Here is a 26844-nt window from a genome sequence, read left to right on the forward strand (position 1 = left end):
CAGCCCTCTCATCGGTTCGAATGGGCACTATACCCTGAAGGCGGATTGGCTAGAAGGCGAGTTTATCGCCAGAAAGAAAACCGGGGCCGCAGCCCCGGTCGACGCCTTACAGCATGACGCTGCCGAGCAGGAAGCCGAATACCACCGCGAAAATCACGCCCATGGTGCCGGGAATGAAGAACGGGTGGTTGAACACGAAGCGGCCGATGCGCGTGGTGCCGGTATCGTCCATCTGCACCGCGGCGACCAACGTCGGGTAGGTCGGCAGGATGAACAGGCCGGAAACGGCGGCGAAGGAGGCGACGGCGGTCAGCGGCGACACGTTCAGCGCCAGCGCCATCGGCATCAGCGCCTTGGCGGTGGCGGCCTGCGAGTACAGCAGCGCTGAGCAGAAGAAGAAGATCACCGCCAGCAGCCACGGGTGCGCCTGAATGACGCTGCCGGCCGTCTCTTTGATCCAATCGATGTTGGCCTGGACGAAAGTATCGCCCAGCCAGGCGACGCCGAGGATACAGATACAGGCGCTCATGCCGGCCTTGAAGGTGCTGGAGTTCAGCACCATGTCGGTGTCGACGCGGCACAGCAGGGTGGTCAGCGTGGCGACGCTCAGCATGATGATCAGAATGGCGTTGGTGGTGTTCATCAGCGGCTTGGCCACCAGACCCAGGCCCGGGCTGTTGATGATGGCGTAGGCGACCACGCACAGCACGCCGAGCAGGAACAGCAGCACCGAGGTTTTGGCACGTGGTTTGATCGCCAGCGCGTTGTTGCCGCGCAGGGTGATCAGGCCTTCTTCCAGGCGTTTCAGGTACACCGGATCGTTAGACAGCTTGGAATCGAACAGCCAGGTCACCAGCAGCGACATCAACAGCACCGCGCAGAAGGTGGACGGGATCACCACCATCAGCAGGTGCAGGTAGCTGACGCCGTGGCCCTCCATCACCGAAGACATGTACACCACCGCGGCGGAGATTGGCGAGGCGGTGATGGCGATCTGGGCGGAGACCACGGCGGTCGACAGCGGGCGGCAAGGCTTGATGCCCTGTTCTTTCGCCACCTCGGCGATCACCGGCAGCGCCGAGAGTGAGATATTGCCGGTGCCGGCGAAGATGGTCAGGAAGTAGGTGACGATAGGGGCGAGAATGGTAATGTGCTTGGGGTTCTTGCGCAGCAGTTTTTCGGTCTGCTGCACCAGGTAGTCCATCCCCCCGGCGACCTGCATGGCGGAGATCGCCGCAATCACCGCCATGATGATGGAAATCACGTCGAAGGGAATGTTGCCCGGTTTGACGCCGATCAGCGCCAGCGCCAATACGCCCAGTCCCCCCGCGAACCCGATACCGATACCGCCCAATCTGGCCCCTAAAAAGATGGCCAGCAGAACGATAACCAATTCTACGGCTAGCATAGTGTTTACTCCTTAAAATGAGATTTCCCGTCATCCTTGAAACTGCATCGGTGTTGGCTGCGAGCGCTCACCCCAGTCACTTACTTGAGTAAGCTCCTGGGGACTTGCGCTCTTGCCGCCTTGATGCAGTCCCAATGATTTAGGGTGTAAATTGAAAATAAAACGTTAAAATTTTGTGGGCGCCTAAAAGTAAAAAGGCACGCTATCCAGAGGATTTAGCGTGCCTTTCAGGGCTACCGGGTAGGTCTGTTATTGTTCATTTTCATCCGTATAGCGTTTGGCTTTATAGGCCGGGTGCATCAGGTTCTCCACGGAGAAGATGTCATCCAGCTCGGCTTCGGTCAGCAGGCCGCGTTCCAGCACCACTTCGCGCACGCTCTTGCCGGTTTCGGCGCAGATCTTCCCGACGATGTCACCGTTATGGTGGCCGATGAACGGGTTCAGATAGGTGACGATACCGATCGAGTTGAAGACGTAGTGTTCGCAGACTTCTTTATTCGCGGTGATGCCGTTAATGCATTTTTCCAGCAGGTTGTAGCAGGCGTTGGTCAGGATGTGGATCGACTCGAACATCGCCTGGCCGATCACCGGCTCCATCACGTTCAGCTGCAGCTGGCCCGCTTCGGCCGCCATGGTAACGCAAGTGTCGTTGCCAATCACCTTGAAACACACCTGATTGACCACTTCCGGCACCACCGGGTTCACTTTGGCCGGCATGATGGACGATCCTGCCTGCAGCTCCGGCAGGTTGATTTCGTTCAGGCCGGCTCGCGGGCCGGAGGAGAGCAGGCGCAGGTCGTTACAGATTTTGGACAGTTTTACCGCCAGGCGTTTGAGCGCGCTGTGCACCATCACGTAGGCGCCGCAGTCGGAGGTGGCTTCGATCAGGTCTTCCGCCGGCACCACCGGCAGGCCGCTGACTTCCGCCAGTTTTTGCACCGCCAGCGGCTGGTAGCCTTCCGGGGTGTTGAGCGCGGTGCCGATGGCGGTGGCGCCGAGGTTCACTTCCAGCAGCAGCTCCGCGGTGCGGTGCAGGTTGCGGGTCTCTTCGTTCAGCAGCACGCTGAAGGCGTGGAATTCCTGGCCGAGGGTCATCGGCACCGCGTCCTGCAGCTGGGTGCGGCCCATTTTCAGGATGGTTTCGAACTCTTTCGCCTTGCGATCGAAGCCTTCGCGCAGCTGGTTGATGGCGTCGATCAGTTTCTGGTTGGAGGCGTACACCGCGATGCGGAACCCGGTCGGGTAGGCGTCGTTGGTGGACTGGCATTTATTGAGGTGATCGTTCGGGTTCAGGTACTGGTATTCGCCTTTTTGATGGCCCATCAGCTCCAGGCCGATGTTCGCCAGCACTTCGTTGGTGTTCATGTTCAGCGAGGTGCCCGCGCCGCCCTGGAATACGTCCACCGGGAACTGATCCATGCACTTGCCTTTATCCAGCACCTCGTCGCAGGCCTGGATGATCACGTCGGCGATTTTGCGCGGGATGGTTTTGAGTTCTTTGTTGGCCATCGCCGCGGCCTTTTTCACCATCACCATGCCGCGAACGAACTCGGGGACATCGCTGATTTTGCTGTTGCTGATGTAGAAGTTTTCAATCGCACGCAGAGTGTGAACTCCGTAGTAAGCGTCTGCGGGGACTTCACGTGTTCCTAACAGGTCTTCTTCGATACGAATGTTGTTTGACATGAGAACCTTCTCTATGTGTTGCTGCCGAATTAATAATTTGTCAGGTCAAGGCTAGTAAGGGCACAGCCTAAATTAATATTGCCGAAGGCTTGGGGCGTGAAACGATTAACCAAATCGCCCGTAGCTGCCCAGATCATATGCTGGTTGGTAAGAAATGACTGAATCCAGATCACCTTATGGTGTTTAAGGATATGCCCTTTTTCGGTTCTGTGACTTCTTTCACGTTTGTGAACTTTAGCAATAAAAACCGGCTCTCGGTTGAAATGGTGGGGGGATGCCCTCATTGTAATAGTGTCGGCCGTTTACGGCCTCTTTTTTCGCGCCGTCGCCCCGTGGCGGCCGTGCCTTACCTACCGATAGGAGAACCAGGTGCGCTGGTTACCGCTACTGCTGATATTTCTGCTGGCTTACATAGAAATATCCATCTTTATCAAAGTCGCCGCCGTGCTCGGCGTGGCTGTCACCCTGCTGCTGGTGGTGTTCAGCTCCTGCGTCGGCATTTCGCTGGTGCGCAATCAGGGCATGAAAACCTTCGTGCAGATGCAGCAAAAACTGGCGGCCGGCGAAAGCCCGGCGGCGGAAATGGTGAAAAGCGTTTCGCTGGTGCTGGCGGGCTTCCTGCTGCTGATACCGGGTTTCTTCACCGATTTCCTCGGCCTGTTGCTGCTGCTGCCGCCGGTGCAAAAATCGCTGACGCTGAAACTGATGCCGCACCTGTCGGTGTATCGCCCCGGCGGTTGGACGGGCGGCGACGCCGCCAACGGCAATACCTTCGACGGCGAATTCCAGCGCAAGGACGACGAACGCCCGGTGCTGGAACACCGCCCGGACGAGGATCGCAAACCTCACGATCGTTAAGCAAACGCGGCTCTGGCCGCGTTTTTCATCTCTGCGGCACTCGTCGGACCAAAAATGCGAAATTTTTTTTGTTCGCCCCCTTGAAGGGGGCTGGAACGCCCCCATCTCAAATGCCACGAGGCCGGTAATAACAACCATCCGGTGTACAACCCTAAATCTGATAGAGACCTTCTTACAGGAGAGCGTTCAATGAGTATTCGTCCATTGCATGACCGCGTTATCGTCAAGCGCAAAGAAGTTGAATCAAAATCTGCTGGCGGCATCGTCCTGACTGGCTCTGCTGCGGGTAAATCCACTCGCGGTGAAGTGGTTGCAGTGGGTAAAGGGCGTGTGCTGGAAAACGGCAACATCCAACCGCTGGATGTGAAAGTTGGCGATATCGTGATTTTCAACGACGGCTACGGCGTGAAAGCAGAGAAGATCGACAATGAAGAAGTGTTGATCATGTCCGAAAGCGACATTCTGGCAATTGTTGAAGCGTAATTGCGCTTTATCTTCTGAACTGAACGAGTTGAAGGGAAATACCAATGGCAGCTAAAGACGTAAAATTCGGCAATGACGCTCGCGTGAAAATGCTCCGCGGCGTGAATGTTCTCGCTGATGCAGTAAAAGTGACCCTGGGCCCGAAAGGCCGCAACGTAGTGCTGGATAAATCTTTCGGCGCGCCGACCATCACCAAAGACGGCGTTTCCGTTGCGCGTGAAATCGAACTGGAAGACAAGTTCGAGAACATGGGCGCACAGATGGTGAAAGAAGTGGCCTCCAAAGCGAACGACGCGGCGGGCGACGGCACCACCACTGCAACCGTACTGGCTCAATCCATCATCACCGAAGGCCTGAAAGCGGTTGCTGCAGGCATGAACCCGATGGATCTGAAGCGCGGCATCGACAAAGCGGTTGTCGCTGCGGTTGAAGAACTGAAAAAACTGTCCGTGCCTTGCTCCGACTCCAAAGCTATCGCTCAGGTCGGCACCATCTCCGCCAACTCCGACGAAACCGTGGGTAAACTGATCGCGGAAGCGATGGAGAAAGTGGGCAAAGAAGGCGTTATCACCGTTGAAGAAGGCACCGGCCTGCAAGACGAGCTGGACGTGGTTGAAGGTATGCAGTTCGATCGCGGTTACCTGTCCCCATACTTCATCAACAAGCCGGAAACCGGTTCTGTTGAGCTGGAAAGCCCGTTCATCCTGCTGGCTGACAAGAAGATCTCCAACATCCGCGAAATGCTGCCGGTGCTGGAAGCCGTTGCCAAAGCAGGCAAACCGCTGCTGATCATCGCTGAAGACGTTGAAGGTGAAGCGCTGGCGACCCTGGTGGTCAACACCATGCGCGGCATCGTGAAAGTGGCTGCCGTTAAGGCACCTGGCTTCGGCGACCGTCGTAAAGCCATGCTGCAGGACATCGCTACCCTGACTGCCGGTACCGTTATCTCTGAAGAGATCGGTCTGGAGCTGGAAAAAGCCACCCTGGAAGACCTGGGTCAGGCGAAACGCGTTGTCATCAACAAAGACACCACCATCATCATCGATGGCGTGGGCGACGAAGCGACCATCCAGGGCCGCGTTGCTCAGATCCGTCAGCAGATCGAAGAAGCGACCTCTGACTACGATCGTGAAAAACTGCAGGAGCGCGTAGCGAAACTGGCCGGCGGCGTTGCCGTTATCAAGGTTGGCGCAGCCACTGAAGTTGAAATGAAAGAGAAGAAAGCCCGCGTTGAAGACGCCCTGCACGCGACCCGCGCCGCAGTGGAAGAAGGCGTGGTTGCCGGCGGCGGCGTAGCGCTGATCCGCGTTGCAGGCAAAATCGCCGCGCTGAAAGGCGACAACGAAGACCAGAACGTGGGTATCAAAGTTGCGCTGCGCGCAATGGAAGCCCCTCTGCGTCAGATCGTGGTCAACGCCGGTGAAGAAGCTTCCGTTATCGCCAACCAGGTGAAAGCGGGCGAAGGCAGCTACGGCTACAACGCTTACTCTGAAGAATACGGCGACATGATCGCGATGGGTATCCTGGATCCAACCAAAGTGACCCGTTCTGCTCTGCAGTACGCGGCTTCCGTGGCTGGCCTGATGATCACCACCGAATGCATGGTTACCGACCTGCCGAAGGCTGACGCGCCGGATCTGGGCGCAGCAGGCGGCATGGGTGGCATGGGCGGCATGGGCGGCATGATGTAATCATCCCCCACACGCTTGTGTGCTGAAAGCCCCGGTCAAATGACCGGGGTTTTTTTATGCCTGAGCGCCGCCGCACTGTATTTGATGATATTTTTGCCGCCCGGGGCGATTTAGCTGGTAAACTGGTAAGTCATCAGCTGTCGCTCAAGACGTTGGCCCGCTCGCGTGGCAACGGATGCTTAAGAGATGGCATCGCTTTCTGATATACCCTATGAATTTCAAGTTGTAGCTAGGCGGCCAGCTCGTGAGTCCCCAGGCGCTTACTTGAGTAAGTAACTGGGGTGAGCGAGTGCAGTCAACAACGCTACAGCTTGAAAGGCGACGGGTAGAAGATTTTGCGTAATTCTCAACATCGAATGGGGAACAAGATGCGGATTAAAGCCTTACTGGGTCTTTCGGCAGCGATGCTGCTGGCGGGTTGCAGCACCACTCATGAACTGACCGCTGCGGGTCAGCAGATCAAGTTCACCGACAGCAAGCCGGCGGCGGAATGCCAGCTGCTGGGGGAAGTGACCGGCACCCAGAGCAACTGGCTGTCCGGCAACGGCGGTGAAGGCAGCTCCATGCGCGGTGCGGCCAACGATCTGCGCAACAAGGCAGCGGCGATGGGCGGCAACGTCATTTACGGCGCCAACAGCCCAAGCCAGAACCTGCTCTCCAGCTTCGCGCCGCTGGACAGCAAAATGGTCGGCCAGGTTTACAAGTGCCCGTAAGGCGCTGAGGCCTAACGCCGCGAAGAGATAAAAAAGAGGAATGCCACGGCATTCCTCTTTTCGTTTCGTCGAGCCCTGTGGCGCGCGTCACTCCTGCATCAGGCGCAGGTCGATCGGCGTTTTGCTCGGTTCGCCGCCCACTTCACGCGTCAGGCGCGGCACCAGATAACCGGACACCTTGCTCAGCAGCGCCTGCATGATGACGCGCGCTTCATCGTCGCTGACCATGAAATGCGCCGCGCCCTGCACTTTGTCCAGCACGTGGATGTAATAGGGCAGGATGCCGGCGTCGAACAGCGCGTTGCTGAGCGCCGCCAGCGTATCGGCATCGTCGTTGACGTCGCGCAGCAGCACGCTCTGGTTGAGCAGCGTGACGCCGGCGAGGCGCAGCTGGGCCATGGCGCTCTGCAGCTCGCGGTCGATTTCGTTGGCGTGGTTGATGTGGGTGACCATCAGCACCTGCAGGCGCGAGGCCGACAGCAGGCGGCACAGCGCCGGCGTAATGCGCGCCGGGATCACCACCGGCAGACGGGTGTGAATGCGCAGGCGTTTCAGGTGCGGAATGGCCTCCAGCTCGCCGACCAGCCACTCCAGCTCGCTGTCTTTGGCCATCAGCGGATCGCCGCCGGAAAAAATGATCTCGTCCAGTTCCGGGTGTTGGCGGATATAATCCAGCGCCTGCCGCCAGTTGTTCTTATTGCCCTGATTATCCTGATAGGGGAAGTGACGGCGGAAACAGTAACGGCAGTTGACCGCACAGCCGCCTTTGACCAGCAGCAGCGCGCGATTGCGGTATTTGTGCAGCAGGCCTGGCACCACGCTGCGCTGTTCATCCAGCGGATCGGTGGTGAACCCTGGGGCGTTGATGAACTCCTCTCTGGCGGTCAGCACCTGGCGCAGCAGCGGGTCGTTGGCATCGCCGGGGCGCATGCGCGCAGCGAAGGCGCGCGGCACGCGCAGGGCAAACAGCCGACGGGCATCGCGCCCCTGCGGCAGTTCCGGGTGCGTATTCAGTGACAAAAGCTGCAGTAATTCATCGGGATCGGTAATAACATCGGCGAGTTGATGCAACCAATCTTCTCTATGTGCCGTACTTTGGGTTATAATGTGTGCCATTTTTTTGGCTAAGCTACCAGTTCAAATATTCAGAGGGCCATCATGGCGACTTATTCTAGCAACGATTTCCGTCCGGGTCTTAAAATCATGTTCGAGGGCGAACCTTACGCCGTCGAAGCCAGTGAGTTCGTTAAGCCGGGCAAAGGCCAGGCGTTCGCGCGCGTGAAAATGCGCCGTCTGCTGACCGGCACCCGCGTGGAAAAAACCTTCAAGTCTACCGATTCTTGCGAAGGCGCAGACGTGATGGACACCAACATGAACTACCTGTACAGCGACGGTGAGTTCTACCACTTCATGCACCCTGAGTCTTTCGAACAGCATCAGGTTGACGGCAAAACCGTCGGCGACGCGGCCAAATGGCTGCAGGATAACGCAGAGTGCATCATCACCCTGTGGGATGGCCGTCCAATCGCCGTTCAGCCGCCGAACTTCATCGAAGCGGAAATCACCGATACCGATCCTGGCCTGAAAGGCGATACCGCAGGGACTGGCGGCAAGCCGGCTACCCTGAGCACCGGCGCCGTGGTAAAAGTGCCGTTGTTCGTCCAGATCGGCGAAGTGATCAAGGTTGACACTCGCTCTGGCGAATACGTCTCTCGCGTTAAGTAAGTTTCAAAACAGAGGAACCCCCGCGGTTCCTCTGTTTTATCCCATCCCCGTTCGTTGGCAGAAAATCCGCATGTTCAAGAAAACGCTGTTGGCCGTGCTCTCCCTGTTGTTCCTTTTCTCCCTCAGCAGTTGCAATACGTTTCGCGGTTTCGGCGAAGACGTTCAGCATCTCGGCGGCGCCATCTCCCGCACGGCCAGCTGATCCTGCCTTTAACCCGATGTATTTGCGCCACAAAGCCGGTCACGATCCCACACCCTCCGTCAATTTTGACTACGCTTAGAAAGCCGTACTTTTTCATCAACGACAAATAAGGACTTTCTTATGCTGAAGAAAAGTATTATCGCGATCTTCTCTTTGATGATTTTGAGCTCGCTGACCGCCTGCAATACCACCCGCGGTGTGGGTGAAGACATTCAGGCCGGCGGCAAGGCTATTCAGCGCAGCGCGGAATAATCCGCATTCCACCCGGCGGCGTTCCGGCTGCGGAGAGCCGCCACATTTCTATCCCTTGCCTGAGCGTTAACGCTGCTGCTATCCTGCCGCAGTGCGGGTGAGGTTACCCGTCATGCATCACCTCGCTAAACGGGACGACCCGTTTACGCGTCATTTTATCGGGGACGACCCCAGTGGTAGGGAGGCCGTCTCATGGCCTGGATTATTCTGCTTATCGCCGGTTTGCTCGAAGTGGTTTGGGCTATCGGTCTGAAATACACCCACGGTTTTACCCGGCTGACGCCGAGCATCATCACCATCGCCGCGATGGTGGTCAGCATGTTGCTGTTGGCCAACGCCATGAAAACGCTGCCCGCCGGCACCGCCTACGCGGTGTGGACCGGCATCGGCGCGGTGGGCGCGGCCATCATGGGCATGGTGCTGTTGGGCGAATCGACCAATATCGCGCGCATCATCAGCCTGTGCCTGATCGTGGTCGGCATACTCGGGCTGAAGTTCAGCAGTCAGTGATCGGCGGACTGCTGCACCCAGATCAGCTTGTCGGTGGCGAAACCGTAGCCTTTGGCTGTCTGCAATAAACGGTCGCGCACGGCGGCGTCAAGCGTCGGCGTGCGCGACAGGATCCACAGATAGTCGCGGTTCGGGCCGCAAACCAGCGCGTAGCCATACGCCGGATCCAGGGCAATCACGTTGTAGCCGCCATAGAAAGGGCCGAAGAACGACACTTTCAGCGCCGCGATCTGCGGTGAACCGATAAAGTAGGCTTTGCCTTCGCTTTCTTGCCATTGCTGTTTTTGCGGATTGAAGCCGCGATTGATGACGTTCAGTCCGCCGTCGGCGCGCGGGCTGTAATGGGCGGTCACCTGCTGCAAACCGCGTTCAAAACGATGATCCAGACGTGCGATCTCATACCAGGTGCCGAGATAGCGCTGGCTGTCGAAATTGTTCACGACCTTGATGTCTTTAGGCGGGGAGACGCTGCAGGCGACGGAGAGCAGGGCGGAAAGCATGACGCAAAGCTTTGACCATAAACGCATCGGTGACTCCTGTTTACCGGGGGCGAGTAGACAGTGTAGCCGATGAGAAAAGGGCGGCCAACGGGCGTTGGCCACCCGAGCGGTTTACAGAGTGACGACGCCGATGACGGTGACGACGCTGAGGATTGCCGCCAGACCGTAGAACACCCACTTGCCGGCCGGCACGTGGATCTTCAGATCGTGCATCGCATGGTGGATGCGGTGCAGGCCGCACCACAGCGGCAGAATGATCATCAGCAGCAGGAACAGGCGGCCGATCAGGCTCTGGCAGAACGCCAGCACTCGCTCGTAACCCAGCGCTTCACCGGGGAACAGTCCCAGCGGCAGCAGGATGCCGACCAGCAGCACGATAGCCGGCGCGACGATCGCGCCCCACATGCCGCCGGCGCCGAACAATCCCCAGAAAACCGGCTCGTCGGAGCGTTTAGGTGCTTGATTTATCATGTTTCCTCCGGATTAGAACAGGGCCACGGCCAGGATGACCACGCTGACGACGATCGTGACGGCCCACAGCCCTTTCACGATGGGGCCCGGTCCCATTTTCTCGCTGTTGACCACGATATTGGCGGCCTTCGGCGCCAGATCGAACCAGGTTTTGGTGTGCAGCGCCGCCGCCAGCAATGCGACGACGTTGATTAACAGCACCAGCGGATTCTGCAAGAAACCGACGAAGCCGGCCCAGCTCTCGGCGCCGCCCTTCAGCGCGAACACGCCGTAGAGCAGCACGATGCTGAACCAGACCGCCAGCACCGAGGTGCCTTCGCGCAGCATGTAGAAACGGTAGAAGCCGAGCTTTTGCCACCAGGTGGGCGTCATGGTGCGCACATAGGGCTTACGTTGAGTTGTCATGGCAATTTTCTCCCTTATTGCGGCTTCAACATGGCGATCATGAAGTCTTTGGCGCTCTCCACCTTGCCTTGCTGGATAGCGGCGGCGGGATCGACGTGTTTCGGACAGACTTCGGAGCAATAGCCGACGAAGGTGCAGCTCCAGACGCCGTTTTGGCCGTTGAGCTGCGGCATGCGCTGTTTCTTGCCGTGGTCGCGGTTGTCCAGGTTATAGCGGTGCGCCAGCGTGATCGCCGCCGGGCCGATAAACTCGGGGTTGAGGCCGAACTGCGGGCACGCCGCGTAGCACAGGCCGCAGTTGATGCAGCCGGAGAACTGGTGGTATTTGGCCATCTGCGCCGGAGTCTGCACGTTCGGGCCATCCTCCGGTTTGCGATCGTTGCCGATGATGTACGGCTTGATCGCCTCCAGGCTTTCGATGAAGTGGGTCATGTCGACCACCAGATCGCGCTCGATCGGGAAGTTGCCCAGCGCTTCGACCTCCATGCCGCCGACGTAATCGCGCAGGAAGGTTTTGCACGCCAGCTTCGGCACGCGGTTGACCATCATGCCGCAGGAGCCGCAGATCGCCATGCGGCAAGACCAGCGGTAGGAGAGGTCCGGCGCCAGGTTATCCTTGATGTAGCCCAGCGCATCAAGCAACGAGGTCTGTTCGTCGTAAGGCACGGCGTAAGTGACGAAATGCGGCTCGGCGTCGCTTTCCGGGTTATAGCGCATGACGTCGATCTTCAGGGTTTGCATCTCAGCCATTTGCCTGCTCCTTATTCTTTTTCTCCTGCGCTTCGGCTTCTGCGCCGTAGACGCGTTTGGCCGGCGGCAGCTTGGTTATTTTCACGTCGCTGTATTCGAGACGCGGCGCGCCCTGCGGATTGTGGAACACCAGCGTATGCTTGAGGAAGTTGACGTCGTCACGCTCGGTGCAGCCTTCGTCCAGGCGCTGGTGGGCGCCGCGCGACTCTTTGCGGTTAAATGCGGAGTGCGCCATGCATTCAGCGACGTCCAGACCATAACCCAGCTCGATGGTGTACAGCAGATCGGTATTGAACACGCTGGTGTTGTCGGTGATTTTGACGCGCTTGAAACGTTCTTTCAGCTCGGCCAGCTTATCGATGGTTTTTTGCATCAGCTCCGGCGTGCGGTAGATGCCGCAGCCTTCTTCCATCGATAGCCCCATTTCGTCGCGGATCTTCGCCCAGTTTTCGTTGCCTTCCTGCTTCATCAGGTTGCTCAGGCGGGTTTCGACGTCGCGGGTTTGCGCATCCAGCGCGCTGCCGTTGGCCGGCGCGGTTTCCAGCGCGCGGCGCGCGGCGTGTTCACCGGCGACGCGGCCGAATACCACCAGTTCCGCCAGCGAGTTGGAGCCGAGACGGTTGGCACCGTGCAGGCCGACGGAGGAACATTCGCCGACTGCGAACAGCCCTTTGATGCGGGTTTCGCAGTTCTGGTCGGTTTCAATGCCGCCCATGGTGTAGTGCGCGGTAGGGCGCACCGGGATCGGATCTTTCACCGGATCGACGCCGACGTAGGCTTTGGCCAGTTCACAGATGAACGGCAGCCGCTCCAGCAGCTTTTTCTCGCCCAGGTGGCGCAGATCGAGGTAGACCACGTCGCCGCGCGGGGTGGCGATGGTGCGGCCGGCACGCCATTCGTGCCAGAAGGCCTGGGACACTTTATCGCGCGGGCCCAGCTCCATGTATTTGTTCTTCGGCTCGCCCAGCGGGGTTTCCGGGCCCATGCCGTAGTCTTGCAGGTAACGGTAGCCGTCTTTGTTCACCAGAATGCCGCCTTCGCCGCGGCAGCCCTCGGTCATCAGGATGCCGGAACCGGGCAGGCCGGTCGGGTGATACTGCACGAACTCCATGTCGCGCAGCGGTACGCCGTGGTGGAACGCCATGCCCATGCCGTCGCCGGTAACGATGCCGCCGTTGGTGTTGTAGCGATAAACGCGCCCGGCGCCGCCGGTGGCCATCACCACCGCGTTGGCGCGGATCTGCACGCGGGTGCCTTCCATCATGTTGAGCGCCACCAGGCCGCGCGCCTGGCCGTCATCCACCAGGATATCCAGCACGAAGTGCTCGTCGAAGCGTTGGATTTGCGGGTATTTCAGCGAGGTCTGGAACAGGGTGTGCAGCATGTGGAAGCCGGTCTTGTCGGCGGCGAACCAGGTGCGTTCGATCTTCATGCCGCCGAAGCGCCGCACGTTGACCGAACCGTCCGGTTTGCGGCTCCACGGGCAGCCCCACTGCTCAAGCTGGGTCATCTCGCGCGGGCACTGATGCACGAAGTGATCGACCACGTCCTGCTCGCACAGCCAGTCGCCGCCGGCAACGGTGTCGTGGAAGTGATAGTCGAAGGTATCGTGATCCTGGGTGACGGCGGCGGAGCCCCCCTCGGCGGCGACCGTGTGGCTGCGCATCGGGTAGACCTTAGAGATCAGCGCGATTTTCAGTTGGGGATTGGCTTCCGCTGCGGCTATTGCTGCACGTAAACCAGCGCCCCCGGCCCCAATAATGGCAAGATCGGCGTTAAAGGTTTGCACTGCATTCCTCCAATGTTCTTGTTAAGAACGGCAAGTTAAATATCTATGCTTAAAATTTAGCGAACTCTTCGGGTGCTAACTAATTGAACCGATTAATGTTGCTTAAAGGTTAAGGATAGATATCTCCCACCAATAATGGGGAATTAACTATACCTAAAGTTAAGTAGTCGAAATTTGATGTGATCGATTGTTTTGTCGATTAACGCTTGCCCGGCAGGCTTGTCTGTTTTTTTGCGCGTTCGGCCGGCTTTACCCTTTTTAACGCGCTTTTGCCGCCCTTTTATCGGAAATTGGCGTTATCGCCGGTTGCGCATCGTGAAGAATTTGTTTGGCTGCAAGGATGCGAGTAGACTGCATCCCCTGTTTGATTTCGGAGTTAATTACCATGAGCGAAACGGCAAGCTGGCAGCCTAGTGCACCCATCGCCAATTTGTTGAAACGCGCAGCGATTCTGGCTGAGATCCGGCGTTTCTTCGCCGATCGTGGCGTGCTGGAAGTTGAGACGCCCACCATGAGCCAGGCGACGGTCACCGACGTTCACCTGTTCCCGTTCGAGACGCGTTTCGTCGGGCCGGGAGCGGCAGAGGGCCTGACGCTATACATGATGACCAGCCCGGAATATCACATGAAGCGCCTGTTGGCGGCGGGCAGCGGCCCGATCTACCAAATGGGGCGCAGCTTCCGCAATGAAGAAGCCGGGCGGCATCACAACCCGGAATTCACCATGCTGGAGTGGTATCGTCCGCACTACGACATGTACCGCCTGATGAATGAAGTGGACGATCTGCTGCAACAGGTGCTGGACTGCGAGAGCGCGGAGACCCTGTCCTATCAGCAGGCGTTCCTGCGCCATCTGGACATCGATCCGCTGTCGGCGGAGAAGGCGCAGCTGCGCGAAGCGGCGGCCAAACTCGATCTGAGCAACATCGCCGATACCGAAGAAGATCGCGATACGCTGCTGCAGCTGCTGTTCACCGTGGGCGTGGAACCGCATATCGGCCGTGAAAAACCGGCGTTCGTGTACCACTTCCCGGCCAGCCAGGCGGCGTTGGCGGAGATCAGCACCGAAGATCACCGCGTGGCGGAGCGTTTCGAGGTGTACTTCAAGGGCATCGAGCTGGCGAACGGTTTCCGCGAGCTGACCGACGGCCGTGAACAACAGCAGCGCTTCGAGCAGGACAACCGCAAACGCGCGGAGCGCGGCCTGCCGCAGCAACCGATCGACTACAACCTGTTGGCGGCGTTGCAGCACGGCATGCCGGAGTGTTCCGGCGTGGCGCTGGGCGTGGATCGTCTGGTGATGCTGGCGCTGGGCGCCGAGAGCCTGAGCGACGTATTAGCCTTCCCGGTCGGGATCGCCTGACGTTTGAGGCGGCGAAAAAGCAAAAAGGGGGTCGGCATTTGCCGACCCCCTTTTTTATCGCGAGAAGCGCTTACAACCCCCCGGCGTCGCGCTTGGTGTTCGGCGCCGGCGTGGACGGCGGCGTGCGGCCGTTGTTGGTTAGCCGCGACAGCGTCTCGGTACGCACCTGGAACGGCGGGTACGGCAGCGTGATACCGTGCTCGCGGTAGCCCGCCAGGATCAGTTGGTGGATCTCATGGCGCAGCGGCATACGGTGGCCCATCTCGGCGGCGTAAATACGCATCTCGAAGATCTGAATGCCTTGCTGCAGATCGACCAGATAGACCTCCGGCGCCGGGTTATCCAGCACCAGCGCGCAGCGCTCGGCGGCGTTCATCAGGATCTTGGTCACTTCTTCGCTGTTGGCCTCGCCCGGCGCCGGTACGGTCAGCACCACACGGGTCAGGGTATCCGACAGCGACCAGTTGACGAACTGCTCGGTGATAAACGCTTTGTTCGGCACGATGATCTCTTTGCGGTCCCAGTCCGAGATGGTGGTGGCGCGGGTATTGATCTTGGTGACGGTGCCGGTCAGGTTGCGGATCGTCACGGTGTCGCCGATGCGGATCGGTTTCTCGAACAGGATGATCAAGCCGGAGATGAAGTTGGAGAAGATCTCCTGCATGCCGAAGCCCAACCCCAGACTGAGCGCGGTAACCACCCACTGCAGTTTCGACCATTCGATGCCGATCCAGGCGAAGCTGAGCACCGCGCCGAACAGCAGCAGCAGGTACTTGGTGATGGTGGTGATGGCGTAGCCGGTGCCCGGGGACAGATCCAGGTGCTGCAGCACCGCCAGCTCCAGCAGCGCCGGCAGGTTGCGCACCAGCTGCATGGTGATGATCAACACCAGAATGGCGATCAGAACCGCGCCGAGGGTGATCGGATGGGCGGTTTCCACGCCGTTCACCGTCGAGGTTACGTCCCACAGCGAGATGTTTTCCAGGAAGGCGAACGCGGAGTGGATCTCCGACCACAGTACGATCACCGACACCAGCGCGATCAGCGTTAGGATCGAACGCACCAGCCGCAACGACTGGGCGCTGATGGTGTCCAGATCGAAGTCCGAATCGTCCGGATCGATGGCGCCTTCGGTGCTGTTCGGGGTATGTGAAGTTTCGTCTTCGCCGCGGGCGCGCTGGGCCAGGATGTCGGCGCGGCGCTGCTTGGCGCGATCGAAGGCGATGCGCCGCCGCTGGATCAACATCCAACGGCGGATGATGTGGTAGACGACCAGCAGCAGGAACCAGATCGCCACCGAAGTTTCCAGACGCGCCAACAGCGCCTGCGCGGTGGTGAGGTAACCGACGGTCGAGGCCAGCGCCGCCAGCAGCGGCGCCGACAGCAGCAGCCCCCAGAAGGCGCTGTTGAGCATGTTGTCGCCGGAGCCGTTTTTATCCAGATACAGCGGAATGCCGGCGCGTTTCAGGCTGTGGGTGACCAGCGCCAGCGCCAGACACAGCAGGATGAAGCACAGCCGCCCCAGGGTGTTGGCGAACTCGCGTTCTTTCAGGCTATCGAAGGTGATCAGCGCCATGATCAGCGGCACGATCAGCCAGATCGACATCTTGTAGTAGCGCATGGCGCGCGAAACCTGCTTCGCCGGCCAGCGGAAGTGCACGATGAACAGTCCCTGCGGGTGGGCGAAGGCGGCGCAGATCATGCAGATCCACAGGATCGGCAGCGTGGCGGTTACTCCTTTGCCGATCGCTTCCGCCACCGGGTAGTTCCAGGCGCTTTGCAGGCCGTAACCGAGCGCGGCCCACAGCACCGGCAGCGGCATCGCCACCAGAATCGACCAGAACACGGTGCGCACCGTCAGGAAGAATTCGTCCTGCGTCACCTTGCCGACACGGCTGCTCGCGCGCTCGAGGAAGGCGTGGTAATGCTTGCGCGAGCTGATGCTGAAAATCACCAGCAGCAGGGCGCCGAAGATCGGGATCAGCGTTTCGCGGCTGGTCACCATCATCATGAAGGCGCCGCCGAGTTGAGACAGCGTGTCCAGCGACAGGACGCGCGTCAGATCGTGCGCCACGTTGAGCGGGTAGGAGAAGTTGATCGGATTGACGTCCGGCACCCAGAACAGATAGCGGTGGGTGGCGTCGCGAATTTCGTTCAAGGCTTCGATCAGCTGGGTGTTGGCCACCTTCAGCTTGGTCAGCTCGAGGATTTGGGTGTCGCACCCGGATAATAACGAGTTGAGCAGCTCGCGCTGGGTGCGCAGCTGGGCATCGACGATGCGTTGCTCCTGGTTGGTCAGCGCGCTGCCGTCGTCGCGTTTGAATTCGCGCTGCGACAGTTTTTCCAGCTGGTTTTCAAACTGCAGGCGCTGCACGCGCAGCTGGGCCATGTCGCCGTCCAGCTGTTGCGGCTTGGGCATTTCCGGCAGTGTCGCCACCTGGGCGCGCAGGGTTTCCCCCAGCGCCGACGACGAACCGAGCCACTGGGCCTGCTCGATGATGGTGCTCAGCGCCTGGCGCACCTGCAGCGTCTGCGCCGCCGCCTGCCGCTGCTGCGATGAAATCAGATCCATGCGCTGCGCCTGGCTGTTCAGCGCGGCGGACAGTTCGCGGTTGATCTGCAGCTGCTGGCTGATGCTTTTTGGCAAATCGCCGTTCTGCTCGGCCAACTGCTCGGTTTTTTCCAGCGCCAGCTCTGCTTCGCGTTGGCGTTGGGCGTTGAGGTTATTGCGCAGCGCCTGCAGTTGAACGTCTATTTTCTCGTGGCGCTTTTTATAGACCTCGGCGCGCATGCGCGCCAGCTCCTGACGGTTGTTGGCCGACAGCTGCGCCAGCTCCAGCTCGTCCACTTTGGCTTTGCGCGCCGCGGCTTCGGCCTGCAGCAAGGCCAGGGCGGCCTGCGCATACGGCGTGGTCGGGTTGGCGGGCTGCGCCTGCAGGCGGCGCTGCACTTCCGTCAGCGCACGGCGGGCGTCGGTCTGCTGCTGCGGCAGCTGGCCGAGCGAATCGCTGATCTCCCGCGTGCGATCCTGTTCTTGCTGCAGCAGGCGCGCCTGTTCCAGCAGCAGGCTGCTGGTTTGCAGGATCTGCTGTTCCAGCTCGGCGGCCGGCAGATCGTCGCCGTTAGGCAAGATCTTGTTGCTTTCCAGCACCAGCTGACGGCGCAGCTCCTGCGTCATCTTCGGAAAATCGTCGATCACCCTCTGATACTGCTCGGAGCGAGTCTGCGACTCTTTGCGCTCCGTCAGCCAGTTGAGGGCGCTTTGCAGCGCCTCGGTGGTTTCCGCCTGATTCGGCGCGTTTTTGCTGCTTTCCGCCTGCTTCAGCTCCTGTTTGAGCTGGGTCTCGGTCGGCACGGGGGCGGCCAGCGCCGGTTGCCACAGCAGGCAACCGAGCAAAAGCGTGATGAAAAGGCGCACGGCGTCGATTCCTTTAGAGCGGGGTCTGTGGCGTTTCAGCGGCGGCCGGAATTTCGGCGAAGGCTTCACCCATGCGGGTGACGGTGCCGTTATGCAGCTGCGGAGCAAACTGCACGCTGCCTGCGGTAAACAGGTTGATCACCGTGGAGCCGAGTTTGAAACGGCCCATCTCGGCGCCTTTTTCCAGCGCGATGGCGCCTTCTTCGCCGGCGGCCGGGTAGGTCCAGCGCTTGATGATGCCTTCACGCGGCGGCGTGACGGTGCCGGCCCAGACGGTTTCGATGCTGCCGACGATGGTGGCGCCGACCAGGATTTGCACCATCGGCCCAATGTCGGTGTCGAATACGCAGATCACGCGCTCGTTGCGCGCGAACAGATTAGGCACGTTGGCGGCGGTGAGCGGGTTGACCGAGAACAAATCGCCCGGCACATAGATCATTTCGCGCAGCACGCCGGCGCACGGCATGTGTACGCGGTGATAGTCGCGCGGCGCCAGATAGGTAGTGGCGAACAGGCCGTTGCGGAACGGCTCGGCCAACAGATAGTTGCCGGCCAGCAGCGCTTCGAGGCTGTAGTGGTGGCCTTTGGCCTGGAAGATTTGATCCTCGCGGATCGGGCCGAGCTGGCTGATGGCGCCATCGGCGGGCAGCGCCAGCCAGTTGGCGTCGGCGATGATGGGGCGCGCGCCGTCGCGCAGCGGGCGCACGAAGAAGTCGTTGAAGGTGGCGTAAGACGCCAGATCCGGGTTTTGCGCTTCCTGCATGTCCACGCGGTAGAAGCGGGCGAAGGTTTTGACCACCAGTTGGGTCAGCCAGCCGGCCCGTTTGTCGGCGCCCCAGCCCGCCAGGCGGGTCAGCGCCAGCTTCGGCAGCCAATATTGCAGTTTAATCTTGATGCTATCCAGCACGTTAACCTCGTGAATCAGGGTAAAGGGCGCGCATTGTAACGAGGGCTCCGCCGTCGTCAATGCTCGCTCGTCAGTGTCAGTCTGCGGCGTCCGTGAAGTTCTTGCGAACCTTCACCTGCGCCATGCTTTCCAGAATACGGTGATAGTTGTCGAACCGCTCTTGCGCGATATCGCCTTTCTCCATTGCCGCGCGAATGGCGCAGCCGGGATCGGTATCGTGGCGGCAGTCGCGGAATTTGCAACCGCCTAAATAATCACGGAATTCGACAAAGCCGCGGGTGATTTGTTCCGGCTCCAGGTGCCACAGGCCAAACTCGCGCACCCCCGGGGAGTCGATTACGTCGCCGCCGTGCTGGAAATGGTACAGCCGCGCGGCGGTGGTGGTATGTTGCCCGAGGCCCGAGACGTCGGAAACCTGATTTACCAGAATTTGCTCTTCAGACGGCGGCAGCAGCGCGTTCAGCAAGCTGGACTTGCCGACCCCGGACTGACCGGCGAAGATGCTGATGCGCCCGGCCAGCGCCTGTTCGAACTCCGCCATGCCTTCCCGCGTTTGGCTGGAGACTTCCAGCACCCGGTAGCCAATTTTGCGATAGATATCCATCATGCCATCGACCAGCTTGCGCGCTTCGGCGTCCAGCAGGTCAATTTTGTTGAGCACGATCAGCGGCTCGACTTCGAGCGTTTCGCAGGCCACCAGATAACGGTCGATGATGTTCAGTGACAGCTCGGGCAGGATCGCCGACACGATGACGATCTGATTGATATTGGCGGCGATCGGCTTCACGCCGTCATAGAAGTCCGGGCGCGTCAGCACCGAGGTGCGTTCGTGCACCGCTTCCACAATGCCTTTTACCCCTTCATGGGCGCCCAGGCCGGGGCGCCACACCACGCGATCGCCGGTCACCAGCGAACGCAATGTGCGGCGGATGTTGCAGCGGTGCTGAGTGCCATCCGGCGCCTCAACGTCGGCGTGCATGCCGAAACGGCTGATGACGACGCCTTCCTGCGGCTCGCCCAGCTGGGAATCATCCGGTTCCGGTTTGTTATCGGCGCGCTTCAGACGGCGCTGATGGTTCGCCTGCACGCGGCGTTGCTGACCTTTGGACAGTTTGTTCTTACTCACTGCGCCTCACTTGAATCGGTTTTATACCTTTACGTATACGCACAGCCGCGGCGGGGGACTTGCCCCCGGCGCAGCCTTGAACCCGTCAGGGTATATGTCGCCCATGGCGACCAAAAAGACTATGATACACGCTATTTTATATTAAATAACCGTTGTTAGCCGCCGGCTGCGGCGCGTCGCCATCGGCGGCGGCCGTCGTCTCGTCCGCACAGCGTTTTTCTCTCGGCTTTTAGGCAGGAAACATCATGACAGCAAACGAAAATAACCTGATTTGGATCGATTTGGAGATGACCGGGCTGGATCCCGAGCGTGACCGCATTATCGAGATCGCCACGCTGGTCACCGACGCCAATCTGAACATCCTGGCGGAAGGGCCGGTGATCGCCGTGCACCAATCCGACGAGCAGCTGGCCTTGATGGACGAGTGGAACGTGCGCACCCATACCGGCAGCGGGCTGGTGGAGCGGGTGAAAGCCAGCCGGCAGGACGATCGCGCCGCCGAGCTGGAAACCATCGCCTTCCTGCAGCAATGGGTGCCGGCCGGTAAATCGCCGATCTGCGGCAACAGCGTGGGCCAGGATCGCCGTTTCCTGTTCCGCTACATGCCGGAGCTGGAGGCCTACTTCCATTACCGCTACCTGGACGTCAGCACGCTGAAAGAACTGGCGCGCCGTTGGAAGCCGGAAATTCTCGGCGGCTTTAAGAAGCAGGGCACCCATCAGGCGCTGGATGACATTCGCGAATCGGTGGCCGAACTGGCTTATTACCGCGAGCATTTCATTCAGCTTTAAGGCGATGGCGGCCTCTGCGGGGAAAAAACGCCGTTTTTAGCCGCTTAATTCGCCAATCTGGCGCTTTAATCGGCAATCAAACAAAAATCGCGTTTTTTTGCTTTCAGGGGCTTGCGACAAAAAGGATTTCTCGTATAATGCGCACCCCGTACCGATGAAGAATTTCGTAACGTTCCACCATCGATACGCCGGGCGGGAATAGCTCAGTTGGTAGAGCACGACCTTGCCAAGGTCGGGGTCGCGAGTTCGAGTCTCGTTTCCCGCTCCAAATTCAACAATGTCGCGATGCGGCATGATGAATAAATAAAGCAGTATCAAGCAGTACCTATGCGACGCGGGAATAGCTCAGTTGGTAGAGCGCAACCTTGCCAAGGTTGAGGTCGCGAGTTCGAGCCTCGTTTCCCGCTCCAAAAATTCAAAGGTCACGCCAGTGTTTGGTGACCGGATGCCAAAAGCATCTCAATGCGGGAATAGCTCAGTTGGTAGAGCACGACCTTGCCAAGGTCGGGGTCGCGAGTTCGAGTCTCGTTTCCCGCTCCAATTTTCTCTTCGTTTCAAACTCAAATCCAACGCCTTCTCCGGCGCGGGTTTTTGTCCCGTTTTACACACCTGCTAAAAACGTTGTGAACAGAGTTATCCACAGCCTCTGTACATAAACCCGCCAGCCTGAAAAATCAACGTCATACAAATTAAATATTTATACATTTGATTTATAAGCTTATTTATTTATCCCAAAACGTTATGCCGATCACTTGCTCTTTTTGTTGCAGTTGAAAGACAACGTGTTTTTATTTTTATGCACAAATCCACAGAGTGAGATTTCGGGCGATACGCCCGCGCGGCGCACGCCGTCAGGCATCCCTTGGCAAACCTTTTTCCACAGCCCGTATCAACCGTTTTTTCTGCGCCGTTTGCACCTCGATGCCCTGCGCTTCACGGCGAGCGAGCTGTTGCGCCAGTGCCCAGTGGATATGTTCGTCCAGCATGGCGTCCTGGTCCAAACGCGTGCGCAGCGCGAGCACGATGCTGTCCTCATAAGGCGCATTGCCCAGCGCCACGGCGATATTGCGCAGCCAGCGCAGGTGACCGATGCGGCGTATCGCCGAGCCTTCGGTGATGCGCAGGAATTTTTCTTCCGTCCAACTGAACAGATCGAGCAGCTGCGGCGCATGCAGCGCGGCACGCGGGCTGAAATCGTCTTCGTCGGTGAGTTGCGAAAATCGGTTCCACGGGCAGATCAGCTGGCAGTCGTCGCAGCCGTAGATACGGTTGCCGAGCAGCGGCCGGAATTCCTCCGGGATCGCGCCTTCCAGTTCGATGGTCAGATAGGAAATGCAGCGCCGGGCATCGACGGTGTAGGGCGCGACGATGGCCCCGGTCGGGCAAGTGGTGATGCAGGCGACGCAGCGGCCGCACTGCTCTTCCTGCGGCTGATCCACCGGCAGCGGTAGGTCGATCAGCAGTTCGCCGAGGAAAAACCAGGATCCGGCTTCGCGGTTAAGAATTAGTGAGTGTTTACCAACCCAGCCGATGCCCGCCTTGGCGGCCAGCGCGCGCTCCATAACCGGCGCCGAGTCGACAAAGGGGCGGAAATTCAGTTCGCCGCAGTAGGCCTGGATCTGATCGCCCAACTTTTTCAGGCGCTGACGCAACAGCTTGTGATAATCGCGCCCCAGCGCATAGCGGCTGACGTAGCCCAATTGCGGGTTCTGCAGGGTGCTGGCGAACGCCGCCTTGGCCGGCAGGTAGTTCATGCGCACGCTGATCACCCGCAGCGTGCCCGGCAACAGCTCGTGAGGGCGCGCGCGCAGCATGCCGTGGCGCGCCATCCACTCCATCTCGCCGTGGTACTGTTTGTCGAGCCAGGCCTGCAGCTTCGGCTCTTCCAGGCTGAGATCGGTATCGCAGATGCCAACCTGCTGGAATCCTAGCGATTGCCCCCATTGCTTGATATGTTGGGCGAGTTGATGGAGATCGAGGGGGTGCGTCATGACGGGCCACAGTGAAAAAGCATACGCTGACAGTTTACCACACTCTGTCTGGCCTGCGGATTGGATCCGTCGTTCGGAACCTGCGGCGGCGGCCTCGCTCGGTCTTTCTCTTTACGATTTAATGCTGCGCGCCGGTCAGGCGGCCTACGTACTGGCGCGCGACACTTATCCCTCCTGCAACCACTGGCTGGTGCTCTGTGGCCACGGCAACAACGGCGGCGACGGCTATATGGTGGCGCGTTTGGCGAAGGCGGCGGGCGTGCAGGTGACGGTGATCGCCTGCGAAGGCGCACGCCCTTTGCCGCCGGAGGCCGCAGCGGCCCGCGAGGCTTGGCTGGCCGCTGGCGGCGATATTCTGCCGGCGAACAGCCGCTGGCCGGCGTCCGTCTCTCTTATTATCGACGGTCTGTTAGGCACCGGCCTGGGCAGCGCGCCGCGCGCGCCTTACGATGCGCTGATCGAGGCCGCCAACCGCCATTCGGCGCCGGTGGTGGCGCTCGATATTCCGTCCGGGCTGCTGGCGGAAAGCGGCGCGGCGCCGGGCGCGGTCGTGCGTGCCGCGCATACCGTCACGTTCATTGGCCTCAAGCCGGGCTTGCTGACCGGGCAGGCGCGCGACTGGGTCGGGCAACTTCATCAGAATACGCTAGGCTTATCGGATTGGTTGGCGAAGCAACCGGAACAGATTCAGCGGCTTACCGCCGAGGCGTTGCCGCGCTGGCTGCATCCGCGGCGCCCCTGCGCCCATAAGGGCGAGCATGGCCGTCTGCTGCTGGTGGGCGGCGACCGCGGATTCGGCGGCGCCATTCGCATGGCGGCGGAAGCGGCACTGCGCAGCGGGGCTGGATTGGTGCGAGTGCTTACTCACATTGAGCACGTCGCGCCGCTGCTGGCGGCCAGGCCGGAGTTGATGGCGCAGGCGCTGGACGAGACGGCCTTGCGGCAGGCGATGCAATGGGCGGACGTGCTGGTGATTGGCCCGGGGCTGGGCCAGGCTGAGTGGGGCAAAAATGCCTTGAACGTGCTGCAAACCAGCGATAAACCGGCCTTGTGGGACGCCGATGCGCTGAACTTGCTGGCATTAAATCCCGAGAAACGGCAGAATCGCGTGATGACTCCGCATCCCGGAGAGGCGGCGCGGCTGTTGAGCTGCAGCACTGCCGACATCGAGAGTGATCGCTTACTTGCCGTGCGTAACCTGACGGCGCGCTATGGCGGCGTGGCGGTGCTGAAAGGCGCCGGCACCCTGATCGCCGATGAGCAGGGCCAGATGGCGATCGCCGACGTCGGCAATGCCGGCATGGCCTCCGGCGGCATGGGCGATGTGCTGTCGGGCATCATCGGCGGTTTGCTGGCGCAAAAGCTCTCGCTGTATGATGCCGCCTGTGCGGGCAGTGTCGTACACGGCGCGGCCGGCGATCGCGTAGCGGAAAGACAAGGAACAAGAGGCATGTTGGCGACCGATTTACTGCCGGACATCCTTCATTTCGTTAACCCTGAGTGGGCAAAATAGACTTTATCGAATGAAAGAACTCGTTTTACCTCTGCCGGACGAGGCAGCGACTGTCGCTTTGGGCACCACTTTGGCCAAGGCCTGCGATCGCGCCAGCGTCATCTATCTCTACGGCGACCTGGGCGCCGGTAAAACCACCTTCAGCCGTGGCTTCCTGCAGGCGTTGGGGCATCAGGGCAATGTCAAAAGCCCGACCTACACGCTGGTGGAGCCCTATGCCTTGCAGCCCTTGGCGGTATATCACTTCGATCTGTATCGCCTGGCCGATCCGGAAGAGCTTGAATTTATGGGCATTCGCGATTACTTCGCGCAAGACGCCATCTGCCTGGTCGAATGGCCGCAGCAGGGCACCGGCGTGCTGCCGGAGCCGGATCTGGCGCTGCACCTCAGCTATCAGGGCGAGGGGCGAGAGGCGAAGATCGAGGCGATTTCTGCTTACGGCAGCCAGCTGTTAGACCGTATTCATGGATCACAGGGATGATGCTGCAATGACGCATGCGTTGAAAAAATTTGCGGTCATCATGCTGATCGCCGTGCTGGGGCCGCTCGGCGCGTTGAACGCGCTGGCGGCGTCCTCGCTGTCCGATATCAAAGTGTCCAACGCCCAGCGCGAAGCGACGGTGTCGGTGAGCTTCAATGGCCCGCCGGACTACGCGTTTTTCCCGCTGCACGGCCCGGAGCGCGTGGTGCTGGACGTCAACCAGAAAGGCAAGGTCGGCGGGCTGCCGCTCAATTTCAGCGGCCAAAACCTGGTGAAAAGCATTCGCTCCAGCGCGCCGAAAGACGCTCAGAGCGTGCGCCTGGTGTTTGATCTGACTCAGCGCGCTAAAACCCGCGTCTCCACCCGCCAGAACGGCGGCGTGCACACCGTGGTATTCACCCTAACGGCCGAAGGCGGCGTCAATACCGTGGCGCGTAAAGCGCCGGTCCAAACGCCTGCGCCGGTCGCCGTTAGCCAACCGCCGCGTCAGGCGCCGGTCGCGGTGCGTGAAGCGCCGGAGCCGCCGCTGCGCAAAGCGCCGACGGGATCGAATCCCTTTACCAATAAACAGAGCGTTGTCGCGGGCACCGCCACTGAGGTGACGCCACGCAGCAGCCGCGTTTCCGCCGGTTCCGGCGATCGGGTGGTGGTGGCGATCGACGCCGGCCACGGCGGCCAGGATCCGGGCGCCATCGGCCCGAGCGGGTTGAAAGAAAAGAATGTCACTATCGCCATCGCGCGCCGCCTGCAGGCGATGTTGGACGCCGATCCGCAGTTCAAGCCGGTGCTGACACGTAACGGCGACTATTTTATTTCGGTGATGGGGCGTTCCGACGTTGCGCGTAAACAGGGCGCCAACGTGCTGGTCTCCATCCACGCCGACGCCGCGCCAAACCGCAGCGCCAGCGGGGCTTCCGTCTGGGTGCTGTCCAATCGCCGCGCCAACAGCGAAATGGCCGGTTGGCTCGAACAGCATGAGAAGCAGTCCGAGCTGCTCGGCGGCGCCGGCGACTTGCTGGCCAACAGCCAGGCCGACCCTTATCTGAGCCAGGCGGTGCTGGATCTGCAGTTCGGCCACTCGCAGCGCGTTGGCTACGATGTGGCGGTGAAGGTGCTGCAGCAGCTGCAGAGCGTCGGATCGTTGCATAAACGCCGGCCGGAACACGCCAGCCTGGGCGTGCTGCGTTCGCCGGATATTCCATCGCTGCTGGTGGAAACAGGATTTATCAGTAATAGCACGGAGGAGCGGCTGCTGGGCAGTAGCGCGTATCAGGAGAAGATTGCCAAGGCCATTCATAACGGCCTGCGCAGCTACTTCCTGGCGCATCCGCTGCAAGCCGACCCAAAGGTGGAAAACCGACCGCTGGACGTCGCAGCGGCGGTTAACACCTCAACACCAGACGTGCGCCAGCCTGAGCCTATCGTCAGCTCGGCCGGCGCGAGCCGCAGCGTAAGCGGCAAGACCCAGATCCACGTGGTGAAACGGGCGGAGACGCTGTCCGGCATCGCCGACAGCTACGGCACGACCATGGCGGCGCTGCGGGATCTGAACAAACTGAAGAAAGACGGCGTGTGGGTTGGGCAACGCCTGAAGGTACCGGCGGGGAAAACCGCCGCCGTCACCGCCGTCGCCAAAGCGAAAACGCCGGCGAAGAAGCCGTCTAAACATAAAGTGGCCCGCGGGGACACGCTGTCCTCCATCGCTTCTCGCTACGGGGTCAGCGTCGGCGATTTGAAACGGGTCAATAATCTGAAGTCGGACGTCGCGCCGCTGGATCGGACGCTGACCATTCCGCAGGCCTAGCGCCACCG

Annotated in this window: 25 protein-coding genes and 3 tRNA genes; 16 read left to right on the top strand and 12 right to left on the bottom strand. The window is 60.1% G+C overall.

Annotation, left to right across the window (positions count from 1 at the left end; translation table 11 throughout):
• Positions 1-106 precede the first annotated feature (106 nt).
• A complete protein-coding gene (locus tag ACJ8IP_RS14085) occupies positions 107-1408 on the bottom strand; it encodes an anaerobic C4-dicarboxylate transporter (RefSeq protein WP_033641606.1) in 1302 nt (433 codons plus the stop codon).
• A gap of 249 nt (positions 1409-1657) precedes the next feature.
• On the bottom strand, positions 1658-3094 hold the full coding sequence (gene aspA / locus ACJ8IP_RS14090) for an aspartate ammonia-lyase (RefSeq protein ID WP_004929659.1): 1437 nt from the start codon (positions 3092-3094) through the stop codon (positions 1658-1660).
• A gap of 369 nt (positions 3095-3463) precedes the next feature.
• Between aspA and ACJ8IP_RS14095 the strand changes: the two genes are divergently transcribed.
• From ACJ8IP_RS14095 to ACJ8IP_RS14110, 4 genes are all read left to right on the top strand, one after another.
• A complete protein-coding gene (locus ACJ8IP_RS14095) occupies positions 3464-3952 on the top strand; it encodes an FxsA family protein (RefSeq protein WP_004929660.1) in 489 nt (162 codons plus the stop codon).
• A gap of 189 nt (positions 3953-4141) precedes the next feature.
• Entirely contained in the window at positions 4142-4435 is a 294-nt protein-coding gene (locus ACJ8IP_RS14100; protein ID WP_004929661.1) for a co-chaperone GroES, read from the top strand.
• A 44-nt stretch (positions 4436-4479) separates the two neighbouring features.
• On the top strand, positions 4480-6126 hold the full coding sequence (groL, locus tag ACJ8IP_RS14105; RefSeq protein WP_004929662.1) for a chaperonin GroEL: 1647 nt from the start codon (positions 4480-4482) through the stop codon (positions 6124-6126).
• Between the two features lie 368 nt (positions 6127-6494).
• Complete coding sequence (locus tag ACJ8IP_RS14110) at positions 6495-6839, top strand: DUF4156 domain-containing protein (RefSeq protein ID WP_025305007.1); 345 nt, start codon at positions 6495-6497, stop codon at positions 6837-6839.
• 87 nt (positions 6840-6926) lie between these two features.
• Here ACJ8IP_RS14110 and epmB read toward each other — a convergent pair whose 3' ends face one another.
• Complete coding sequence (gene epmB, locus ACJ8IP_RS14115; RefSeq protein ID WP_042783506.1) at positions 6927-7955, bottom strand: EF-P beta-lysylation protein EpmB; 1029 nt, start codon at positions 7953-7955, stop codon at positions 6927-6929.
• Positions 7956-7997: 42 nt separating this feature from the next.
• Between epmB and efp the strand changes: the two genes are divergently transcribed.
• From efp to sugE, 4 genes are all read left to right on the top strand, one after another.
• Positions 7998-8564 (top strand): elongation factor P, encoded by a 567-nt coding sequence (efp, locus tag ACJ8IP_RS14120; RefSeq protein WP_004929666.1) that lies wholly within the window; start codon positions 7998-8000, stop codon positions 8562-8564.
• A gap of 70 nt (positions 8565-8634) precedes the next feature.
• Positions 8635-8766 carry an entericidin A/B family lipoprotein gene (locus tag ACJ8IP_RS14125; RefSeq protein WP_004929667.1) on the top strand — a complete coding sequence of 44 codons (132 nt, stop codon included), beginning with the start codon at positions 8635-8637 and terminating at the stop codon, positions 8764-8766.
• Positions 8767-8886: 120 nt separating this feature from the next.
• The gene (locus tag ACJ8IP_RS14130; protein ID WP_004929668.1) at positions 8887-9018 is read left to right on the top strand and encodes an entericidin A/B family lipoprotein; all 132 of its coding nucleotides are present in this window, start codon (positions 8887-8889) and stop codon (positions 9016-9018) included.
• A gap of 192 nt (positions 9019-9210) precedes the next feature.
• Positions 9211-9528: a quaternary ammonium compound efflux SMR transporter SugE gene (sugE, locus tag ACJ8IP_RS14135; protein WP_033641610.1), complete on the top strand. Its 318-nt coding sequence runs from the start codon at positions 9211-9213 to the stop codon at positions 9526-9528.
• Here the strand turns inward: sugE and blc are convergent.
• The 5 genes from blc to frdA all read right to left on the bottom strand — a co-directional run bounded on the left by blc (position 9522) and on the right by frdA (position 13442).
• Complete coding sequence (gene blc, locus ACJ8IP_RS14140; RefSeq protein ID WP_042783507.1) at positions 9522-10055, bottom strand: outer membrane lipoprotein Blc; 534 nt, start codon at positions 10053-10055, stop codon at positions 9522-9524. The genes sugE and blc overlap by 7 nt on opposite strands.
• Before the next feature lie 84 nt (positions 10056-10139).
• Entirely contained in the window at positions 10140-10499 is a 360-nt protein-coding gene (gene frdD / locus ACJ8IP_RS14145; RefSeq protein WP_004929672.1) for a fumarate reductase subunit FrdD, read from the bottom strand.
• Positions 10500-10511: 12 nt separating this feature from the next.
• Entirely contained in the window at positions 10512-10904 is a 393-nt protein-coding gene (frdC, locus tag ACJ8IP_RS14150; protein WP_025305010.1) for a fumarate reductase subunit FrdC, read from the bottom strand.
• A 14-nt stretch (positions 10905-10918) separates the two neighbouring features.
• Complete coding sequence (locus ACJ8IP_RS14155) at positions 10919-11653, bottom strand: succinate dehydrogenase/fumarate reductase iron-sulfur subunit (RefSeq protein ID WP_442524432.1); 735 nt, start codon at positions 11651-11653, stop codon at positions 10919-10921.
• The gene (gene frdA, locus ACJ8IP_RS14160) at positions 11646-13442 is read right to left on the bottom strand and encodes a fumarate reductase (quinol) flavoprotein subunit (protein WP_442524433.1); all 1797 of its coding nucleotides are present in this window, start codon (positions 13440-13442) and stop codon (positions 11646-11648) included. Before frdA ends, ACJ8IP_RS14155 begins: the two co-directional genes overlap by 8 nt.
• Positions 13443-13827: 385 nt before the next feature.
• On the opposite strand from frdA, the gene epmA reads away from it, so the two are divergent.
• Positions 13828-14805: an elongation factor P--(R)-beta-lysine ligase gene (gene epmA / locus ACJ8IP_RS14165; RefSeq protein WP_004929681.1), complete on the top strand. Its 978-nt coding sequence runs from the start codon at positions 13828-13830 to the stop codon at positions 14803-14805.
• Between the two features lie 70 nt (positions 14806-14875).
• Here the strand turns inward: epmA and mscM are convergent, their stop codons facing one another.
• The 3 genes from mscM to rsgA form a co-directional block, all read right to left on the bottom strand.
• The gene (gene mscM, locus ACJ8IP_RS14170) at positions 14876-18223 is read right to left on the bottom strand and encodes a miniconductance mechanosensitive channel MscM (protein WP_042783512.1); all 3348 of its coding nucleotides are present in this window, start codon (positions 18221-18223) and stop codon (positions 14876-14878) included.
• A 13-nt stretch (positions 18224-18236) separates the two neighbouring features.
• Positions 18237-19130, bottom strand: coding sequence for an archaetidylserine decarboxylase (gene asd, locus ACJ8IP_RS14175; RefSeq protein WP_089192471.1), 894 nt, complete (start codon positions 19128-19130; stop codon positions 18237-18239).
• Positions 19131-19206: 76 nt separating this feature from the next.
• A complete protein-coding gene (gene rsgA / locus ACJ8IP_RS14180; RefSeq protein ID WP_033641617.1) occupies positions 19207-20256 on the bottom strand; it encodes a small ribosomal subunit biogenesis GTPase RsgA in 1050 nt (349 codons plus the stop codon).
• 245 nt (positions 20257-20501) lie between these two features.
• On the opposite strand from rsgA, the gene orn reads away from it, so the two are divergent.
• From orn to ACJ8IP_RS14200, 4 genes are all read left to right on the top strand, one after another.
• Entirely contained in the window at positions 20502-21047 is a 546-nt protein-coding gene (orn, locus tag ACJ8IP_RS14185) for an oligoribonuclease (protein WP_033641618.1), read from the top strand.
• 192 nt (positions 21048-21239) lie between these two features.
• Positions 21240-21315: transfer RNA gene (locus tag ACJ8IP_RS14190), tRNA-Gly, on the top strand.
• Between the two features lie 66 nt (positions 21316-21381).
• A tRNA-Gly gene (locus ACJ8IP_RS14195) sits at positions 21382-21457 on the top strand.
• A gap of 54 nt (positions 21458-21511) precedes the next feature.
• Positions 21512-21587, top strand: a tRNA-Gly gene (locus ACJ8IP_RS14200).
• A gap of 311 nt (positions 21588-21898) precedes the next feature.
• On the opposite strand, the gene queG is transcribed toward ACJ8IP_RS14200, so the two are convergent.
• Complete coding sequence (queG, locus tag ACJ8IP_RS14205; RefSeq protein ID WP_164106777.1) at positions 21899-23038, bottom strand: tRNA epoxyqueuosine(34) reductase QueG; 1140 nt, start codon at positions 23036-23038, stop codon at positions 21899-21901.
• Here queG and nnr point away from each other — a divergent pair.
• The 3 genes from nnr to amiB are packed head-to-tail and all read left to right on the top strand — an operon-like array spanning position 23037 to position 26836.
• Complete coding sequence (gene nnr / locus ACJ8IP_RS14210) at positions 23037-24551, top strand: bifunctional ADP-dependent NAD(P)H-hydrate dehydratase/NAD(P)H-hydrate epimerase (protein WP_164106779.1); 1515 nt, start codon at positions 23037-23039, stop codon at positions 24549-24551. The genes queG and nnr overlap by 2 nt on opposite strands.
• Positions 24552-24561: 10 nt before the next feature.
• The gene (gene tsaE, locus ACJ8IP_RS14215; RefSeq protein WP_025305017.1) at positions 24562-25032 is read left to right on the top strand and encodes a tRNA (adenosine(37)-N6)-threonylcarbamoyltransferase complex ATPase subunit type 1 TsaE; all 471 of its coding nucleotides are present in this window, start codon (positions 24562-24564) and stop codon (positions 25030-25032) included.
• 7 nt (positions 25033-25039) lie between these two features.
• Positions 25040-26836 (top strand): N-acetylmuramoyl-L-alanine amidase AmiB, encoded by a 1797-nt coding sequence (amiB, locus tag ACJ8IP_RS14220; RefSeq protein ID WP_033651497.1) that lies wholly within the window; start codon positions 25040-25042, stop codon positions 26834-26836.
• The last annotated feature ends 8 nt before the right edge of the window (positions 26837-26844 follow it).

This window comes from Serratia sp. CY52157 (genome assembly GCF_052168495.1).
Taxonomy (GTDB): Bacteria; Pseudomonadota; Gammaproteobacteria; order Enterobacterales; family Enterobacteriaceae; genus Serratia; species Serratia ureilytica.